Origin of the sequence: Moraxella sp. K23 (genome assembly GCF_041154765.1) — a bacterium.
Classification (GTDB): Bacteria; Pseudomonadota; Gammaproteobacteria; order Pseudomonadales; family Moraxellaceae; genus Faucicola; species Faucicola tetraodonis.
In genome coordinates, this window is the sequence record NZ_AP031595.1 from 1,155,318 (window position 1) to 1,174,136 (window position 18,819).

15 protein-coding genes are annotated in these 18,819 nt (G+C 44.4%); 6 read left to right on the top strand and 9 right to left on the bottom strand.

Translation table 11 applies throughout. From position 1 onward, the window contains the following. Positions 1 to 20: 20 nt before the first annotated feature. From ACAM37_RS05010 to pheA, 4 genes are read right to left on the bottom strand one after another with little or no spacing between them, the layout of a single operon-like run. Positions 21 to 2,255 carry a bifunctional prephenate dehydrogenase/3-phosphoshikimate 1-carboxyvinyltransferase gene (locus ACAM37_RS05010; protein ID WP_369626763.1) on the bottom strand — a complete coding sequence of 745 codons (2,235 nt, stop codon included), beginning with the start codon at positions 2,253 to 2,255 and terminating at the stop codon, positions 21 to 23. Further along, positions 2,256 to 3,158 (bottom strand): DMT family transporter, encoded by a 903-nt coding sequence (locus ACAM37_RS05015; RefSeq protein ID WP_369626764.1) that lies wholly within the window; start codon positions 3,156 to 3,158, stop codon positions 2,256 to 2,258. A gap of 4 nt (positions 3,159 to 3,162) precedes the next feature. Continuing rightward, positions 3,163 to 4,248: a histidinol-phosphate transaminase gene (hisC, locus tag ACAM37_RS05020; protein ID WP_007116670.1), complete on the bottom strand. Its 1,086-nt coding sequence runs from the start codon at positions 4,246 to 4,248 to the stop codon at positions 3,163 to 3,165. 54 nt (positions 4,249 to 4,302) lie between these two features. Next, positions 4,303 to 5,403 (bottom strand): prephenate dehydratase, encoded by a 1,101-nt coding sequence (gene pheA / locus ACAM37_RS05025; RefSeq protein ID WP_096488894.1) that lies wholly within the window; start codon positions 5,401 to 5,403, stop codon positions 4,303 to 4,305. Between the two features lie 407 nt (positions 5,404 to 5,810). On the opposite strand from pheA, the gene ACAM37_RS05030 reads away from it, so the two are divergent. Beyond that, the gene (locus ACAM37_RS05030) at positions 5,811 to 6,749 is read left to right on the top strand and encodes a transaldolase (RefSeq protein ID WP_369626765.1); all 939 of its coding nucleotides are present in this window, start codon (positions 5,811 to 5,813) and stop codon (positions 6,747 to 6,749) included. 115 nt (positions 6,750 to 6,864) lie between these two features. Here the strand turns inward: ACAM37_RS05030 and ACAM37_RS05035 are convergent, their stop codons facing one another. Further along, the gene (locus ACAM37_RS05035) at positions 6,865 to 7,401 is read right to left on the bottom strand and encodes an adenine phosphoribosyltransferase (protein WP_312114429.1); all 537 of its coding nucleotides are present in this window, start codon (positions 7,399 to 7,401) and stop codon (positions 6,865 to 6,867) included. 377 nt (positions 7,402 to 7,778) lie between these two features. Between ACAM37_RS05035 and rubA the strand changes: the two genes are divergently transcribed. The 3 genes from rubA (at position 7,779) to ACAM37_RS05050 (ending at position 10,458) form a co-directional block, all read left to right on the top strand. Further along, positions 7,779 to 7,943 (top strand): rubredoxin RubA, encoded by a 165-nt coding sequence (rubA, locus tag ACAM37_RS05040; RefSeq protein ID WP_036589380.1) that lies wholly within the window; start codon positions 7,779 to 7,781, stop codon positions 7,941 to 7,943. Between the two features lie 20 nt (positions 7,944 to 7,963). Further along, entirely contained in the window at positions 7,964 to 9,403 is a 1,440-nt protein-coding gene (locus tag ACAM37_RS05045) for an FAD-dependent oxidoreductase (protein ID WP_369626766.1), read from the top strand. Between the two features lie 95 nt (positions 9,404 to 9,498). Next, positions 9,499 to 10,458 (top strand): alpha/beta fold hydrolase, encoded by a 960-nt coding sequence (locus tag ACAM37_RS05050; RefSeq protein WP_312523073.1) that lies wholly within the window; start codon positions 9,499 to 9,501, stop codon positions 10,456 to 10,458. A 4-nt stretch (positions 10,459 to 10,462) separates the two neighbouring features. Here ACAM37_RS05050 and ACAM37_RS05055 read toward each other — a convergent pair whose 3' ends face one another. The 4 genes from ACAM37_RS05055 to ACAM37_RS05070 all read right to left on the bottom strand — a co-directional run bounded on the left by ACAM37_RS05055 (position 10,463) and on the right by ACAM37_RS05070 (position 14,786). Beyond that, the gene (locus ACAM37_RS05055; protein ID WP_369626767.1) at positions 10,463 to 12,127 is read right to left on the bottom strand and encodes an ABC1 kinase family protein; all 1,665 of its coding nucleotides are present in this window, start codon (positions 12,125 to 12,127) and stop codon (positions 10,463 to 10,465) included. A 145-nt stretch (positions 12,128 to 12,272) separates the two neighbouring features. Continuing rightward, on the bottom strand, positions 12,273 to 12,914 hold the full coding sequence (locus ACAM37_RS05060; protein WP_369626768.1) for a hypothetical protein: 642 nt from the start codon (positions 12,912 to 12,914) through the stop codon (positions 12,273 to 12,275). 55 nt (positions 12,915 to 12,969) lie between these two features. Then, on the bottom strand, positions 12,970 to 14,001 hold the full coding sequence (gene ubiE, locus ACAM37_RS05065; RefSeq protein WP_369626769.1) for a bifunctional demethylmenaquinone methyltransferase/2-methoxy-6-polyprenyl-1,4-benzoquinol methylase UbiE: 1,032 nt from the start codon (positions 13,999 to 14,001) through the stop codon (positions 12,970 to 12,972). Between the two features lie 86 nt (positions 14,002 to 14,087). Continuing rightward, positions 14,088 to 14,786, bottom strand: coding sequence for a DUF8198 family protein (locus ACAM37_RS05070; protein WP_007116680.1), 699 nt, complete (start codon positions 14,784 to 14,786; stop codon positions 14,088 to 14,090). 222 nt (positions 14,787 to 15,008) lie between these two features. Between ACAM37_RS05070 and ACAM37_RS05075 the strand changes: the two genes are divergently transcribed. After that, entirely contained in the window at positions 15,009 to 16,700 is a 1,692-nt protein-coding gene (locus ACAM37_RS05075) for an ATPase (protein ID WP_369626770.1), read from the top strand. A 193-nt stretch (positions 16,701 to 16,893) separates the two neighbouring features. Beyond that, complete coding sequence (locus tag ACAM37_RS05080) at positions 16,894 to 18,762, top strand: SurA N-terminal domain-containing protein (RefSeq protein ID WP_369626771.1); 1,869 nt, start codon at positions 16,894 to 16,896, stop codon at positions 18,760 to 18,762. The last annotated feature ends 57 nt before the right edge of the window (positions 18,763 to 18,819 follow it).

An 18,819-nucleotide genomic window follows, 5' to 3' on the forward strand; every position in this document is an offset into this window, starting at 1 on the left:
AAATTTAGCTCACCTAGGGTTTAGTCAGTCACTACTTTAACTTGCAATCCTGCACTATTGACCAGTTCAGCAAAGTTAGGGAAGCTAGTATTGACCGTTTCGGTACCATGAATGGTAATCGTATCGCTTGCGCGCAAACTTGCCACAGTAAAACTCATGGCAATGCGATGGTCATGGTGACATTCAATCTCACCACCGCCAAATACCTGTGCCACATCACCGCGACCTTCAATTTCAATGCCATCATCGAGTACGGTACAGGCAATTCCTAAGGTTTTTAACCCATCTGCCATGACTTGAATACGGTCAGATTCTTTAACGCGTAGTTCAGCTGCGCCATGTAGCACCGTTTTCCCCGTGGCACAACTTGCTGCCACAAACAACACAGGGAATTCATCAATGGCGAGTGGCACCAAGTGCTCAGGAATCTCAATACCTTGCAACTTTGAAGATTTCACCACAATATCGGCAACTGGCTCACCGCCAACGGTGGTTTCATTGGTCAATGTCAAATCAGCGCCCATCAGCTTTAAGATATCAATCACGCCGGTGCGCGTGGGATTGATGCCCACTTTTTTGATGGTCACATTGCCTTGTTGGGCGATGGCGCCTGCGACCATAAAAAATGCCGCAGATGAAATATCAGCAGGCACTGCGATATCACATGCCGTTAATTCGCCGCCCCCTGTCACACTGATTTGATTGCCATTGTGCACTTTTGACACTGTCACAGGATAACCAAATGCCGTCAGCATGCGCTCGGTATGATCGCGCGTCACTTCTGGCTCAATCACCGTGGTAGTACCTTGTGCCCATAGCCCTGCTAACAGCAAACACGATTTCACCTGCGCTGATGCCATCGGCATTTCATAGCCGATACCTGTCAAAGTTTGATTGCCGGTGATGCTAATCGGCGGCGTGCCTTTTTCGCCCGTGGTTTGGATTTTGGCACCCATCTCCCGCAGAGGCTTGGCGACCCGTTCCATTGGACGTTTGGATAAACTCGGGTCGCCCGTCATCACCGAATCAAATTTTTGTGCTGATAAAATACCTGATAACAAGCGCATACTGGTGCCTGAATTACCCATGTATAGCGGATCATGCGAGGGTTTTAACCCATGTAATCCAACCCCATGAATCACTACTCTGCCTTGGTTTGGACCTTCAATCACTACGCCCATATCGCGAAAGGCCTGCAAAGTAGCGAGTGCGTCTTCACCTTCCAAAAACCCTGTCACCGTCGTGGTGCCTTTGGCTAACGAACCAAACATAATCGAACGGTGAGAAATAGACTTGTCACCTGCGACGGTGTGACTGCCTTCAAATTGTTGCGCTGGGGCGATAACGTAAGTTTGCTTCATGGCTTGTTTTTCCAAATAAGGCGTTTTATTTAACATATGTCCAAAATGTTGTCGAGCGGCTTGGGCTTGGGTCAATATACCCAGCATCCGCTCAGAATCATTGGTTTCAATAATTGCTTTCAACTGGCTTAATTGCTCACTAAATTCATCAATGGCATCGAGTAACGCGGTTTTATTGGCATAAAAAATATCATGCCACATGGTTGGGTCGCTGGCGGCGATACGGGTAAAATCCCGAAAGCCACCCGCCGCGAAACGAAAAATATCCATATTGTCGTTGTGCTTGGCTAGTTGAGCAACTAGATTGTAGGCTAGCAAGTGGGGTAAATGACTGGTACGCGCGAGCACCTTATCATGATAATCCGCTGACATGGTCACCACTTCTGCGCCAGTCTGTGCCCATAGCGCAATCACTTTTTTAACCGCTTGTTTGCTCGTGGTATCGAGGGGCGTTAAGATGATTTTGTGGTTATCAAATAGTTTGGCATTACGCGCATCAATCCCTGATTTTTCTGCGCCGGCAATCGGATGGGCGGGCACAAAACCTTTGGGCATATCGTCACCAAACACCGCGCTGGCGTCTGCAATGATATTGCCTTTGGTACTGCCCACATCCATGATGATGGTTTTATCGGTAATAAAGGGTTTGATTTGTTCAAAAATTTTTTTGACCGCCTTTACCGGCGTGGCTATCACCACCAAGTCTGACCCTTGCACCGCAAGGGCAGCATCATCAAATCCTGCATCAAGCAGTCCGTAGTTGATACCTTTATCAATGGTTGATTGTGAACGGCTGACCGCCACAATTGATTTGACCAATTTTTTATCACGCATGGCTTGTGCCAAACTTGCGCCGATGAGCCCTAGCCCAATAAAACACACTTTTTCAAACATTTAACTTACCGATTTTTTATAATTTGCTAAAAAGACTGCCAACGCAATCAAAATCCCACCCAAGATAGTGCTGATAGTTATTGTTTCACCCAATAAAACCACGCCCAACAATACCGCAATGAACGGAATAAAATAAATATACAGCGAGGTTTTCACCACGCCCAAATGCTTATTGGCATTGGTCCATAACACAAAACACAAAGCAGAAGCGATACCACCTAAAAACAGCAAATTTGCCAGATTAATGGGTGTAAACGCATGAAGATTGATAAAGGCTTCACCTGTCACAAGCATATACAGCGACGCGGTGATTATGCCATACAAAAACACTTTACGCATGCGTACCATCGGGTTCAGTTCATCTTTGATGGCACTGTTAGCAAACCCAAAAAATGACCATGCCAACCCACTTAATAGCGCCAAAATATTACCTAGCATGCCATTGGTTAAACTCATCGGCTGATTCGCCAGTACCAACGCTACGCCAACCAACGCCATCACACAGGCAATCAACAGCAACTTGCTAAAGGCATGCGTTTTAATGATAAAACTGGCAATCAGCACCGTAAACAAAGGTGATGCTGTGACTAACAGCGCCGCGTTACTGCTATAGGTATATAGTAATGCGGTATTTTCTAGCAAAAAATACAAGGTGATACCGCACAGCCCCGACAAGAAATACAACACTTCGTTTTTTGCACTGCTAAAGGTTTGCAGTCTAGGTGACATGGCAAACAATAACCCATAGGCAAATACCGACCGATACAGCAAAATCTGAATGGGTGACATATCCGCCAGCAGCACCTTGGTGCTTGCTAATGTTGTTCCCCAAACGATGACCACAAATAACGCTAAAAAATGCCAAAATACTTCACGATTTTTTTCTAACTTTTTTTCTAACATTGGCCTAGCTCAATACCTGCGCCAACGTATCTAAAAAACGATTAATTTCTTCAGGCAAACCCACACTCACACGTATCCAGGCTGGCAGACCGTAGCCAACCATCGGCCGCACTACCACACCTTGCTCAATCAATGTTTGGTAGATGTCCATGCCATCACCGACATTGACCATCACAAAGTTGGTCGCTGATTTGACATAGACGACACCTAAGCTATCCAAGCCATCATACAAGGCTTGTTTTTGCTCATGGTTAAACGCCAAATATTGGTTAATAAAATGTTGGTCTTTAATCGCTGCTGTGGCGGCGGCATGCGCCAATGTACTGGTATTAAACGACTGGCGCGTATAATTTAAAATCTCAGCAATGCTTGCGCTGCTTACTGCATAACCAATGCGCAGGGCTGCCAGTCCATAAGCTTTGGAAAAGCTACGTAGCACAATGACATTGTCATATTCTTGGGTCAAATCTACACAGCTGAGTGTTGGCACAAATTCGATGTAAGCTTCATCAATCACCACCATCACCTCCGATGGCACTTTTTTGATAAATTTAATCAGATCATCTTTAGCGAGCACGGTGCCTGTGGGGTTGTTGGGATTGGTGATGATCACCATTTTACAATTGGCGGTTTGATTGACCGTCTCAAGCATCGCAGGCAAATCATGAGCAAAATTTTTGGCAGCGACTTGTTGGGTTCGCTCATTGATACCCAAAGACGCCAATTCGTAATCCGAAAACGCGTATTGAGAATACACAATCACATCATCGCCATCGGCAAAGCTTGCAGTAATGTTATTGAGTAACTCATTAGAGCCATTACCCAACACAATTTGTTTTGTTTCACAGCCCAAAAAATCGGCTAACGCTTGTTTAAGCCCCTGCCCTGCGCCATCAGGATAACGCGATAATTCGCCCAGTTTTGACGTGATTGCCAAGGTCACGTGTGGCGAGCAGCCCGTGGGGTTTTCATTGCTCGCCAATTTAACGATGTCACCCAAGCCATACTCACGGGTCAGCTCTTCATTGGATTTATCCATTTCATAAGCTTTTAACTGCTCAATACTGTGATTGACCGATTGGATCGTCATATCAAAACCTTTAGTTGATGATTGATACTGATAAAAATTTATTGCCAAAAACGGTTAAATCACCGCTTTTGGATAAGCGCCTAATACCCGTAAATCTTTGACTTGCGGGCGAATCTCAGCGAGCGCTGCTTGCATATTGGCATCGTCAATATGACCGAGCATATCAATAAAGAACACATACGCCCATTTGTTTGGACGCTCTGGGCGGGTTTCGATACTGGTCATCGATACCCCATGTTTTGCTAGTGGCTGCAGTATTTGAATCAGCGCACCCGCCTGATCTTTGGCTGCCACTAAAATCGAGGTTTTATCTTGACCTGACGGCGCTACTGCTTCGCGGCCAATGATTAAGAAACGGGTGGTATTGGACGGGGTATCTTCGATATTTTCAAATAGTTTGTGCAAATTATATTCGCTTGCTGCCACTTCCCCTGCAATGGCGGCTGAGTGCCACTCATTTTTGATACGGCGCGCCGCTTCACCATTGCTAGAGACCGCCACACGCTCGACATTGGGATAATGGGTATCTAACCATTGGCGGCATTGGGCAAGCGCTTGGCTGTGGGCATAAATTTTTGAAATTGCGCCCACTTTGGTATGCTCACCCACCAAAAATTGATGATGCACCGGTAATTCTACCTCACCAATGATTTTTAGATCGGAGGATAAAAAACCATCAAGCGTATGGTTGACCACCCCTTCTGACGAATTTTCCACAGGGACGACGCCATACATGGCAGAGCCGGCTTCCACTTCACGAAACACATCAGCAATCGTCGATAGCGGCACTGTCGTGGCAGCTTTACCAAAATGCTTCAGCGCTGCCATGTGGGTAAAGGTGCCTGCAGGACCCAGATAAGCAATTTTTTGTGGCGCTTCTAAGTCTAAACACACTGACATAATTTCGCGGAATAAACGTGCCATTTTATCGGCAGGGAGTGGACCCTCATTACGCGCCATCACTTTTTTTAGCACCTGTGCTTCCCGCTCTGGGCGATAAAAAATCGGATTGTCCTCTTGCGTCTTTTTGGCTTTGGCTACTTGCACCGCATAGCCTGCTCGCTCGTTGATTAATCGCTGGATTTTTTCATCCACTTCATCGATTTTTTGGCGAAGTCCCATTAATTCATCATTGCTCATCGTTTGTTCATTCATAAAATTACAACTCAACAGTCAACACTGACCTGCGCGATAGGATTGAGGGTCATAAATCACAGGCAGCCTAGCTTGAAATATACCTTGAAATATATAAAGTTACCAAATGGCTTTATAGCAGAAATTGCCTAATACTAGCACAAATCACGCCTGTTAATCGAGTTTCGCTCGGCGCTTTTTCATCACAATTATTGATATAGACACAATATTTTTGGCATACCCTAAAAAAAATTGGATTTTTCTGCTTGACGCTCAACAAATACTGGCAAAATAGAAAAAAAACTAGCGATTGTCACAATGTTTGTGATAGCTTTTGACATAGGTTAAACAATATTGAATGAAACCATACTATTTTGTCGGTGATAGGTTATCAGTGACATGCAGCAATTTGACATTTAGGAAAGTACATGACGAGCAGCTTAAACCAACTAAAAATGATGACAACCATTGTGGCAGATACTGGGGATTTGCAAGCGATTGCCCGCTTAAAACCAGTCGATGCGACCACTAACCCAAGCTTGATTACCAAGGCACTGTCAGCGCCACAAATGCAGCCTATTTTAATTGAGACATTAAAAAAATACCCCAATGATATCGACGCGGTGATTGATGAGCTCACCATTTATATCGGCACCGAAATTTTAAAACTGATTGATGGTCGTGTTTCCACTGAAGTTGACGCAAGGTTGTCTTATGATACCGATGGCACAATTGTCAAAGCGCAGCAATTTATCAAAGCGTATGAAGCCGCTGGGATTGATAAAAAACGCGTACTCATCAAAATCGCTGGCACGTGGGAAGGCATTCAAGCCGCCAAAGCGTTAGAGCAACAAGGTATCCATTGTAATGTGACGCTGCTATTTGGCTTGCACCAAGCCAAAGCCTGTGCCGATGCCGATGTTACCTTAATCTCGCCATTTGTCGGACGGATTTTGGATTGGCAGAAAAAAGACGAAGGACTCGATAGCATCGAAATCAGCCGTGATAAAGGCGTGAGCTCAGTCAAAACTATCTATCATTACTTCAAACAGCATGGCTACACCACCCAAATCATGGGCGCGAGTTTTCGTAGCATTGAGCAAATATTAGCTTTGGCAGGTTGTGACTTATTAACGATTGCGCCTGATTTGCTAGACCAACTTGCCACGATGGACGTCAAAGTCGAGCGTCAGCTATTCCCAGACATGAAATTTATTGACCTCAAAAAACAAACCCTCGATGAGACACAATTTGCCGAACAACATGCGCTTGATCCTATCAGCCAAGAATTATTATCTGCTGGTATTGAAGGCTTTATCCAAGCTCGAGAAGCGTTAGAGCAAACCTTGAGAGGCTTGATTAACTAAGCTTTGTTAATTAAAGCTTTATTCATTAAAACTTTGATGAATGAAGCTTAGTTCATTAAATTTTTGTTAGCGGCTAATCATGTTCTTTAATCATGATTAGCCCTATGCCACCCCATTAGCCTTTAGCTTGCAACACGGTATAAAGTGGCATATCTAGCGGTTGATGCAAATTCACCAAATCAAGCAGTACAAGTGCGCCTAACACCTGATGCCCTGCGGCTTCACAAAGCCCCACCGCGGCGCTCAAAGTACCGCCTGTCGCCAATATATCGTCCACCAACAACACATTCGCCGGCGCAAGTCCCGCCTGCATCTCTAAAGTATCACTACCATACTCTAGGGCATAGCTTTTATTCGCCACAGGCGGTGGCAGCTTGCCTTCCTTGCGTACCAATACCATGCCTTTGCCTGTTCGACCCGCCAACAGACTAGCAAAAATAAACCCCCGCGCTTCAATGGCGCCAAAGCAATCAACCGCCTCAAATACTGGCTGTGGTATCGCTGCCAGTAACGCATCGATTACCGCATTGACGTGAGCGCGCAATAATGGCGTGATATCATAAAACGCAATGCCTTGTTTGGGAAAATCAGGTACCACTCTGATGATTTGCCAAAATGGGTGTGTTGAATCAGGGGTGATAGTCGATTGCATAGGATTGACCCAGTTAAGTAAAAAATTAAGTAAAATTAAGTATTAAGTAAAAATTAAATAAAAATTGCTCAAGCGTGCCTCATTCTAGCAATTTTTTCCTGCTGAGCCAATCAAGGTCATGGATGGCATTAAGTATTTACTTTAACCATATTAATAGGCTAGGCTTGGGCAAACTGATTTAAAGATTTACGATATGGGATTGAATGTTGTCTGTCATTGGCTTGCTTGTTTCAGTGCATACTTGTAAACTATCGCAAGTTAAATTTTAGATGATTGCGTGAGTTTTGCATGGTTAACATACTGCTCGGCATTGTAATTGCAATTTTTATCCTTATCTTCAATAGCAAAAGTTACCACTAATATAGGGAAAGTTATCAATGAAAAAATATCAATGTATCGTGTGTGGTTGGGTGTATGATGAGGCATTGGGCTGCCCAGAAGAAGGCATCCTTCCGGGCACACGCTGGGAAGATATTCCCGAAGATTGGACTTGCCCTGAATGTGGGGTTAGCAAAGTGGACTTTGAAATGATTGAACTATAATAAATAAATAGGGTTTTATCATGCAATCAACTAACAATGTCGATAGTGCGAGTGTCGATAGTGCCAGTGACAATAGTATAAGCTTAGACAGTATCAGTTCAAATGACGCGCCTATTGCGCAACTATCAAATACACAACCACAACCTGTAATTATTATTGGTTCAGGCATGGCGGGCTATACGCTAGCGCGTGAGCTCAGAAAGCTAACGACTAGCTTGCCTATCGTCATGGTGTGTCAAGACAGTGGTGATAGCTACGCCAAGCCAACCTTGTCAAATGCCTATGCGCAAAACAAACTTGCCGACACCATCGCCAATGCGAGCGCGGCAAAAATGGCAGAAACGTTAAACTTGACCCTATTAAATTTTCATCAAGTCACTGATATTAATACCGATGAACAAGTCATTGTGGTTCGCTCGTTAGTCAATGAAGCGTCTCAAACAACGCTTGCTTATCGAGATTTGGTATTGGCGACAGGCGCGCATTCTAGACTGTTACCCAATCTAGCGGTCAATCATCAAACCATTTTTGCCGTCAATCATTTAGATGAATATAAAAGCTTTCAGCAGCGTCTAAACACCCTAAAATCTCAAAAATCAGCGCCCATTAAGGTAGCGATTATTGGTGCAGGGTTGATTGGTTGTGAATTTGCCAATGATTTGATTGGTCAAAATCCAGCTAACCCGACCGCTGACATCACAGTGGCAGTGTTTGATAAAGCGGCACGCCCACTGGCTCAGCAACTCCCTAGCCAAGCAAGTATCATGCTACAAGACGCTTTGACTCAGTCAGGGGTGACATTTTATTTAGGCACTGATATCACCAGTATCACGACAAACGTTAATACAAATATTGACACAAGCGATAATGCAACCGTGACCATCTCATTTGACAGGGATAAGCAATCACAAACTTTTGAAGCGGATATTGTTTTGATAGCGATTGGTTTGGTGGCTAATACTGACCTTGCCGCATCAGCGAACATTGCCATAGCATCGTCACAGCACATCAATCCTACAATAACCCATTTGCCAAGAACCGTGCAGCAAGGCATCAAGGTCGATGCGTACCTAGCCACATCAGCCAAGCATATTTATGCCATTGGCGATTGTGCCAACGTGATGGGCAGCTATATGCCCTATGTCATGCCATTGATGAACCAAGCCAAAGCGTTGGCAAAAACCCTGGCTGAACCCCACATGGCACCGACTAAAGTGGCGTATCCTGCCATGCCAGTGGCTATCAAAACACCTAGTTTACCTTTGGTGGTATTACCTGTATCGGGGCAGTACAGTGATGATCAACTGTATTGGCAAACGACCCAAACCACTGATGGAATGGTCATGACCGCCCACCCAAAAGATGACTCTAATAGCATTTTAGGATTTGTATTAGCCGGTAAAGAAGCAGCAAAACAGCGCTTAACGTTAACCAAGCAAGTGGCGGATTGGCTGTCTTAGTAACTATATTAGTTGCCACGCTCGTGCAACGAGTCATCTAATGCGGCAAGTTCATTCAACATCCCACTAGCAGATTGATATTTTTGGAATAAATTATGGATTTAGCCAAATTTAATTTTGAACCCTCAGTGATTACGGACTTTATGCAAAGTGCCATAATTGATATCGGTGATGAATTACAACTGTGTGTTGAAGTTGGTGGCAATCCTGATCATCCGCCCTTGCTACTGATTATGGGCTTAGGCTCGCAGTTGGTGTTTTGGCCAGATAGTTTTGTCAAAGGCTTGATTGACGCAGGCTTTTTTGTGATTCGTTTTGACAATCGTGATATCGGGCTATCCTCAAAAATCGCCCGACCCTTCCCCCGTTTTCCCGTCAACAATGTCAAAATGATGCTGCGTATGCAAGTGGGTTTGACGAACCGTCATTTTCCTGTGGCGTATAACTTATTTGACATGGTCGAAGATACCCGCCGCTTGCTTGATAAGTTAGCGTTGAACAATGTGTATGTGGTGGGGGCATCTATGGGCGGGATGATTGCGCAAATTTTGGCTGCCAAATACCCAAAACGCGTGTCGACACTGGGTCTCATGTTTACCAGTAACAACAAGCCATTTTTACCACCCACCAAGCCAAAGCAGTTGCAAACCCTACTGTCACATCCCAAAACCACCCAAATTGATGACGTGGTCGCATACGGCGTGTGGTGTATGCAGCGTATCGGCTCGCCCAATCATGTGGATGAAGAGGAAGTAGAACGGCTCATTCGCTTGCGGTTTGAACGTAGTTATCATCCCCGTGGCGCGCTTCAGCAGCTGCAAGCAATATTAGCCACTGGCTCTATTGTTAAATTCGACCAAAAAATCAAACAGCCGACCATTATCATTCATGGGGAAAAAGATGGGCTGGTGCCATCGGCGCATGGTCGGGCGATTGCCAAAGCGATTGCGCACAGTGAGTTTCATTTGATTAAAGACATGGGACATGATTTGGCAAAACCCTTTATCCCTACGATTGTCAAACTGCTAGCCGATCATTATATGAAGCATGCTTAAGTCGCTAATTTAATAACCGCCATAATACAAACACCACTGCAATCACATAAAAAATTGGCGCAAGCCAGCTACTCACCTGCCAAACGGCATGACTGGCGATCATTTGCGCGATGAATAAAGCACCCACAAACCCAAGCACCGCAAGCCAATCCTGCTGACGACTTTTGAGCATATCTGAGCGAATTTGCTGTATTTCACGCAGCTGCTGATCTTGGTGCCCCCCCAGATTTGATAGACTTTGCAAACTATTATCTAGCAATTGTGGCATGTCATTGAGACTCAGTAACAGTTCAGGTAATTGCTTGCGTAGCTCGCCAATTTTTTGCATCGGGTCAAATTGCTGCTTCACCCAGCCTGTCAAAATCGGTTTGGCGAGCGACCAGATATCAAGCTCAGGGTATAAATCCCGTCCTAGACCTTCCACATGCACTAACGTTTTAAGCAGCAGCATCAACTGCGGCGGTATATCCAAATGATAGCGACGCGCAATATCAAGCACCGACATGAGCACACCTGCAAAATCAATGTCGTTGATTGGCTTACTAATCATCGGTGACACGGTGCGGCGCATATCGCGCATGAGGGCGTACTTATCGGTATTGGGTGGAATCCAGCCTGCCCGAGCAATGATATCCACTAGACCGGTAAAGTTATTGTTCATTACCGATAATAAAAGCCTTGCCACAATCATTTGGTCAGCTTTAGATAGCTCGCCCACGATTGAGCAATCAAGGGCAATATAGCGGGGATTGGGACTTGGGGTATCGGCTGGCAGCGTTTCAACAAACACATTGCCAGGGTGCATATCGGCATGAAAGAAATTATCTCGAAACACTTGGGTGAAAAAAATCGTTAATCCTTTTGCCGCAAGTGCCGCCCTATCATATCCAAGCGCATCAAATACTTGGGTTTGCGAAATCGGCACCCCAACAATGCGCTCCATCACCATGATGTTTTTGCTGGCTTGATACACTTCAGGCACATACATCATCGATGAACCCAAAAAGTTGTTGCGCATTTGGGTGGTATTGGCAGCTTCAAGGGTTAAATCAAGCTCATTGAGCAAGACTTGCCGATAATCTTCAACGATATCGATAATATGTACGGCACGCGCCGCTTCAATCCGTGCTGACGCCCACCCTGCCAAATCTCGCAATAATTCAAAATCTTCAATAATCTGTTCACGGATGGTTGGGCGAACGACTTTGACCACCACTTCACGCCCATCATGCAGGCGTGCGGTGTGTACTTGGGCGATAGATGCCGCCGCTAACGGTGTGCCATCAAATCTAGCAAATAGCTGATTGATAGGTTGCCCCAAACCGCCTTTTTTTGTCGATTGTTCAATTTGCTCGATAACCGTATCGACACTAAAGGGTTTCACCCTGTCTTGCAAATGCACCAACTGCTCAATAATTTCAGGGGTGACCAAATCACGACGCGTGGAAAGCAGCTGCCCTAATTTTAAAAACAGCGTGCCCATCTCTTCAAGCGCCAGCCTTACCCCGTCTGGATGAGGTTTTTGAAAATAGCTGGCAGGGTGCATACGGATAAGTTTGGCAATGGGCTCAAGCTGCGGCGTCTCTTCAATAGGTAGATGGGTATCAACACGATAATGAGCGGCAATGCGCCACAGTTGTAAAAGACGTTTGCGATGATTTAGTAACACGTTGGCAACTCGTTAGAAAGCTTATCAATGGTGGGAATTCTAGCATGATATAAGCAATTTTTTAATGGTTAAAAAAAAGACGGGGATTTAACCCGTCATTTTGATTGTGCAAAAGCGAATTTTGCAATAAATTTACTTTTGCAATCTACTTTTCCAATAAAGCCGCTTGCTGTTGCTTGATGGCATCGAGTCTGGCTTGTTCACGTTCAATATCCGCCCGCAGTTTTAGTAGCTGTTGTTTTAACTCATGGATTACATTGGCATCAATACTTGCATCGTTGATTTTCCAGTCTCTGATATTGGCAATATCGGCAAACATCTCTTTGGCAGGTGTAGCGATTGTGCCTTTTAGATTGGCTAACAGATTAGACAGTTGACTTGCCATCGGCAGACCAATCAGCGGTTGCAGTTTACCAATGATATCAGGGTCAAACCCGGCGACTAACTGTTTGACTTGCATCAGCACTTTATAATCGCCCTCAATCGGCAGATTGCCTTGTGGGTCACCCATCAAACTGAGCAAATGCACAGGGTTGTCTACTTTGACAACACAATCAGGTTTGCTTACCACAGCGCTACCTTTAGGTTCAAAAACATCAACCGTCACAGGTTCAAAGCGAATGTGGTCATCATTAAAAATCGTATCAAATTCAATGGCTGGCTCTGCCATCACTAGGCGCAAAACTTTACCCGATAACGGTTGTAACCCTGTTTGGGTGATGGGGTCAGTGGCAATCGCTAGATTAACCACTTTTTCAATGCCTGCGAGTAGTAATACAATAAACATCTGATTCTCTTTTAGTATATAAATTTCAGTGAGCTATTATATTCTTCGTCATCAGTTACTTTTTAAACCCACGATGTACCGCCACGATACCGCCTGTTAGGTTGTTATAGTCACAATTGACAAACCCTGCGTCTTCCATCATGCCTTTTAAAGTGCGTTGGTCTGGGTGCATACGGATAGACTCTGCCAAATACTGATAGCTTTCGCTGTCATTCGCCACCAATTTACCCATGAGTGGCAATGCGGTAAATGAATACAAATCATACACTTTACCAAATGGCTCAAACACAGGTTTTGAAAATTCTAAAATCAGCAGACGTCCGCCTTTTTTGAGCACCCGATACATTGAGCGCAGTGCCGCGTCTTTGTCAGTGACGTTGCGTAGCCCAAAGCTAATTGTCACCAAATCAAAACTTTCATCATCAAATGGTGCCAGCGTCTCAGCGTTGGCAAGTACAAAGTCGACGTTACTACAGCCTGCATTGAGCAGACGCTCACGACCGACCTCTAGCATCGCTTCATTGATATCGGCCAATACCACATGACCTGTGCGACCGACCTCTTTACTAAAGGCTTTCGCCAAGTCACCTGTACCGCCTGCGATATCTAGCACCCGTTGACCTGCACGCACACCCGTTAGGCTGATGGCATAGCGCTTCCACAGACGATGAATACCCAGTGACATTAAATCATTCATGATGTCGTATTTTTTGGCAACAGAGGTAAACACTTCTGCTACTTTTTGTTGTTTTTCAGCTTTTTTGACGGTTTTGTAGCCAAAATGGGTTTCTTCATTACCATCAGTGGCTTCGGTATGCGGATTGTCGATAGCTGATTTATCAAAACCGCTAGTTGATTGCGCTGACGACTCATTGGGGATAGCATCATTTGGGGTAGCGGTTGCAGGGCGAGTGAGCTGCTGACCTTGCGGCACAGATTCTGGCAAATCAGCTGTGCCAGTAAATTGACGGTTGATGGTGGTGTCAGCTGTCAGTGACTGTTGTACTTGGCTATTGAGCTTGTCATTGGCTTGGAGGCTGTCTTTTACCAAGCTGTCTTGGATTGAATTATGGTTATTGTCGTTCATGTGGTTTCCTAGTGAGGTCATCGCCAATCAAAAATTGGCAAAGTTAAAAGCGCAAAGGTACTGCAAAATTTTTTTCTATTTTATCACTAAACATCAAAAGGATGTTCTTTGCCAGCATGCACATTGGTAATGATTTGCAACTCTTTTTCACAAAATGGCTCAATAAATGCACCAATACTTTTAATTGGTTTAATGGCAGCAAAACCTTCGGCGATAAAGTCATATAATGGCTGAAAGCCTTTTTTGTACGCTGTGCCTTTGGCAAGTGAAAATGCTTTTTGTAAGATAAATGATTTAAGATATTTATCGGTGCGATAGCACATTTGTTTGAGGTCAGCAATCTGCTGGCGTCTTGCCGACTCTGCATTCACGGACTGATAGGCTTTAATCATGGATGGCTCATCCACGGATAAATGATTTTCTTGTAAATACTGAGCAAGCTGTAAATCAAGCTTAATGGCGTTAATCGCTTCGATGATACCGGCTGCCCCTGTGCTCACGGCATTGGCAGGGATAAATTTTTCTAATTTTTCAGCCTTTTGCACCATGCGCTCTAGCTGTTCAGCGAGCACATTGAATTTTTCGCCCCCATATAGTTGGTCAATTAAAAATTCCCCCATGGCTTGGTTGTTGGCGCTGGCAAATAACGCTTGGTGGGTTTTATGAATACGACCGCGTTGCCAGGCTTGTACTTCACTGAGTTTTTGCGCTAACTGGGTATCGCTGTGGTATGGAAGGGCGCGAAATTGTTTTAAATCTTGTTCTAATTGGCTTAAGCTGCTCATAGGGCCTCGATTTTTTTGCAAAATTTTTAAATTCAAAACAGAGAAACTGCAGTTTATCCATTGTATAAACCCACAGTAAAATGAAGTTTTGTGACGCATTACCTTAATGTAAATCCAGCAAAAATACAAATCGTAAATTGTTCACCGGTAGGATAACTGCTATCTTTTAAAAAAATGAAGCGGTCATTAGCAAAATTTCGGGTATTTCCCTAAGAAGGTCGTATGCCAACGCAAAATAGCAACAGTTTAGATAATAGCTTAGATAACAACTTGAATAATAATACAGCCGCGTCTGCACCCACTAATAACACTGCCAAATCTGCCAAAACCGATAACGCTCACAAAACGCCACCTGCGACGCTTGAGGCACAATTAAGTTTTGACTTAATTACCGAGCAAACCACCCTACGCGAGCAACGCGCTGGCAAAAACTCGCGCGGGTTACTAATCTTGGTGAATGGTATGGAAAATTCGGGCAAAGGCGAAGCGGTCAAAGCGCTAACCGAATGGATGGACGCACGCTATATCAAGGTTCACGCCACTATGGGACAGCATCCCAGCCGCTACCAACCGATTTGGCAGCGTCACACATGGCAACTGCCTAGAAAGGGTGAAATTGCCGTGTATTTTGGCAACTGGTACGCTGACTTGATTCGTTATGTGTTTGACTGTGGTGATGATATAGATGAACAGCGCTTACAGCAAATGATTGAAGACATTGAAGCGTTTGAACAAGATTTGGTCAATAACAACACCGATATCGTCAAATGCTGGTTTTGGGTCGATAACAAAACCCTAAAAAAACGCTTGAGCGATGAAGAGCCTGACCCTGAGCAGTTGTACCATTTAGATTGGTTTCGAAAAAAAGACGTGAAACGTTTTAAACGCTTTAGCAGCAAGCTTATGGGGTTACAATCAAGCTGGCACCACATAGATGGACAAGATATCGATGCCTCAAACATCCAATTTGCGAATGTTGTATTAGCAGCGCTGCAAGCCATGAACCAACTATCTGCAGCCGATGATGCCCAAGACAACCACCAAAAAGCCGACAAATCAGCTAACCCTAAAAAGGATGAAAATCCTGTTAAACCCACCTCACTGCCTTTTAAACCAACCCATCTGATTGATGAGTTGGTTAACGTCGATAACCAAGCATTAGAAAAAGCAGATTATAAAAAACAACTGCATAGCAAACAACATATACTCGCTGAACTGATTCGTGAGCGAGGTCAGCGCCATATCCTCTTTGTCTTCGAAGGCATGGATGCGGCAGGCAAAGGCGGCGCGATACGCCGCATCATTGCACCACTCGACCCGCGTGAATTTACCATCCACGCTATCTCTGCACCAACCGAAGACGAATTAAAACACGCCTATCTGTGGCGTTTTTGGACGCGCCTGCCCCATGATGAAATGGCAGATGTGGATATAGCGTATTTATCGCAAAAATTTAAACGCAATAAATGCGTCGCCTTACTCAAACAACGCCTGCATAATAGCCGAGTGACCATTTTTGACCGTAGTTGGTATGGTCGGGTACTCGTTGAGCGTATTGAAGGCTTTGCAAAAGAGGCAGACTGGCAACGTGCTTATGGCGAAATCAATCGCTTTGAAAACGACTTGGTACAGAGCAATGCCATTGTGGTCAAATTTTGGCTCGCTATCAGTGAGGAAGAAGAACTTAAACGCTTTAAAGCGCGTGAAGAGACACCAAATAAGCAGTTTAAAATTACCGATGACGATTGGCGTAACCGCGCCAAATGGCATGAGTACGTGCAAGCCGCTTCCGACATGATTCATTTAACCCACCATAAAAAGCGCCCGTGGTATGTGATTGCCACCGATGATAAATATACCGCAAGACTCAAAATCCTTGACGCTATTATTTCGGAACTATCTAAGAATTTATAAAGCGTTATCTAAAAATTTATAAACTGTTCACAGTCTGCCTTTTTACTATTTTGCTATATCTTAAAACTGTCTACCCAACTTGATGAAAGATAATGATTTTGGTGGACAGTTCCCCTATAATATCGTGTTTGATTTGATTATTTAGCCTGATTAGTTATCCTTAATAAATCCATCTAAACTGCAAGTGAGCAATATGGAATCTTTACGCAATTTTTTAAAAGGTTGGATGGGCAAAGCCTTGCTCGTTCTTTTTTTACTTCCTTTAGCCATCACGGGGTTTGAGTCAATTGTCCGTAGCGGAGATGACCCCAATGCTGTCGCCAAAGTTGCAGAGTTAAATGTCGATAATGCTACCTTGCAAACCATGATTAACAATCGCCGCGAAACGTTGCTTGAGCAAGTGAATGGCGATGCAAGCCTACTTAATAGCGATAAATTACGTGAGCAAATGCTGCACAATTTGATTGACCGTTATTTGATTATCAACCAAGCCAACCAGCTTGGTTTTACTGTGTCAGATGCCACCATCACCCAAATGTTGATGGCTGAAAAAACCTTTCAAGACGCTAGCGGAAAATTTTCTAATGAATTGTTTGCTAGCTATTTAACCAGTCGCGGCATGACCAAAGAACAATTATTTGATTCGGTTCGTCAAGACTTGTTAGTGACTGCCTTTAGCCGCGGTATTATTAATACAGGGATTTTTGCGCAAGGGAGTATTGATAAACTTATGTCAATGCAGTCTGAGTCTCGCCCTGTGCAAGTGCTGCGTTTGGACTGGCACAGCTTTGCGCCGCAGGTACAAGTAACGCCGCAAGAGATTGCAAGTTATTATCAAAAAAACCAAGCGACACTTAAATCTAGTGATATGGTGGATTTAACTTATTTAGAACTCAATAAAAATACCCTGCCTGTTGCTGCCCCAACGGCTCAGGAATTGCAGCAACAGTATCAAAGCTATTTGAAAAATAGCAACAACCAGACCGAATACGAATTGGCAATGATTTTGATGAATGGCGCTCAAGCACAAGCCACCTTAACCTCATTAAAAAGTAAACTTGATGCCAATCAAGCGGATTTTGCAGCGCTTGCCAAACAGTACTCGCAAGATGAAGGCAGTAAAAACGATGGCGGCAATATCGGTCCGATTACCCAGTCGATGTTCCCCAATGATTATGACACCATCATGACCCAAATCAAGACCCTAAAAGTCGGTCAAGTCACGAGCCCCATCAAAACCAACTATGGCTATCATTTATTCAAATTGGTAAAAATCAATGGTCAAACCCCACCAACCATTGAAAGCTTGGCACCTGTGTTAACCGAACAAATTATGGCGCAAAAGCGTGAAGCCGCCTATCAAGATTTGATTGGTAAAATCAATAATGACGCAGTTGCTGGCGCTACTATCACTGAGCTTGCCAATCGCTATAAATTAACCGCCAAATCGATTAAAAACTACCCTAAAACCAATAACTCGTCTGCTCTCAATCAACCTGCCATTGTAGCGGCGGCATTTGAGCCACTCGCGCTGCAAGAAGGCAGTGTATCAGTCGGTATTGATGTCTCTGATAAAGTGGTATGGCTGCAATCAACCAATCACCGCACTAGCAAACTCATGACACAAGCAGAAGCCGAGCCGGTTATTAAAGCCAAACTTATTGAAGAGAAAGCAAAAAGTTTAGCCGTGGCAGAGGCCAATGCCATCGCTGCCAAAGTCAAACAAGCCAATTCAATTGCGGCGGCGGGTACCCCATTCCAAGATTTGGGGATTGTGACTCGACAAGACAGCAAACTCAGCGATGACGAGCGTGGTGTGGCATTTAGTCAACCTGCTGTGAACAATCAACTAGCGGTCATGACGCGGCCTACTGTATCGGGTGCGAGCGTGATTGTTGGTGGGGTTATTAGCAATGACAACGCGCAAATCACACCCGAAGTCAAACAACAAACTGCCCAAATCGTGCGCGAAAATATCGGTCAGTCTCAGTTTGAGGATTATTTAGCATACTTAAAATCCATCACTAAAGTCACGGTTAAACCGCAGACTGCTGCGCCATAATATGCTATGAATAAATATGCGCTGAATGAGTCAGCGCCTTGTTCTAGCAATAAAGAG

Bases quoted from the DNA above. Each gene is read 5' to 3' on its own strand.
- ACAM37_RS05010 (WP_369626763.1), bottom strand. From the start codon at position 2,255: ATGTTTGAAAAAGTGTGTTTTATTGGGCTAGGGCTCATCGGCGCAAGT.
- ACAM37_RS05015 (WP_369626764.1), bottom strand. From the start codon at position 3,158: ATGTTAGAAAAAAAGTTAGAAAAAAATCGTGAAGTATTTTGGCATTTT.
- hisC (WP_007116670.1), bottom strand. From the start codon at position 4,248: ATGACGATCCAATCGGTCAATCACAGTATTGAGCAGTTAAAAGCTTAT.
- pheA (WP_096488894.1), bottom strand. From the start codon at position 5,403: ATGAATGAACAAACGATGAGCAATGATGAATTAATGGGACTTCGCCAA.
- ACAM37_RS05030 (WP_369626765.1), top strand. From the start codon at position 5,811: ATGACGAGCAGCTTAAACCAACTAAAAATGATGACAACCATTGTGGCA.
- ACAM37_RS05035 (WP_312114429.1), bottom strand. From the start codon at position 7,401: ATGCAATCGACTATCACCCCTGATTCAACACACCCATTTTGGCAAATC.
- rubA (WP_036589380.1), top strand. From the start codon at position 7,779: ATGAAAAAATATCAATGTATCGTGTGTGGTTGGGTGTATGATGAGGCA.
- ACAM37_RS05045 (WP_369626766.1), top strand. From the start codon at position 7,964: ATGCAATCAACTAACAATGTCGATAGTGCGAGTGTCGATAGTGCCAGT.
- ACAM37_RS05050 (WP_312523073.1), top strand. From the start codon at position 9,499: ATGGATTTAGCCAAATTTAATTTTGAACCCTCAGTGATTACGGACTTT.
- ACAM37_RS05060 (WP_369626768.1), bottom strand. From the start codon at position 12,914: ATGTTTATTGTATTACTACTCGCAGGCATTGAAAAAGTGGTTAATCTA.
- ubiE (WP_369626769.1), bottom strand. From the start codon at position 14,001: ATGAACGACAATAACCATAATTCAATCCAAGACAGCTTGGTAAAAGAC.
- ACAM37_RS05070 (WP_007116680.1), bottom strand. From the start codon at position 14,786: ATGAGCAGCTTAAGCCAATTAGAACAAGATTTAAAACAATTTCGCGCC.
- ACAM37_RS05075 (WP_369626770.1), top strand. From the start codon at position 15,009: ATGCCAACGCAAAATAGCAACAGTTTAGATAATAGCTTAGATAACAAC.
- ACAM37_RS05080 (WP_369626771.1), top strand. From the start codon at position 16,894: ATGGAATCTTTACGCAATTTTTTAAAAGGTTGGATGGGCAAAGCCTTG.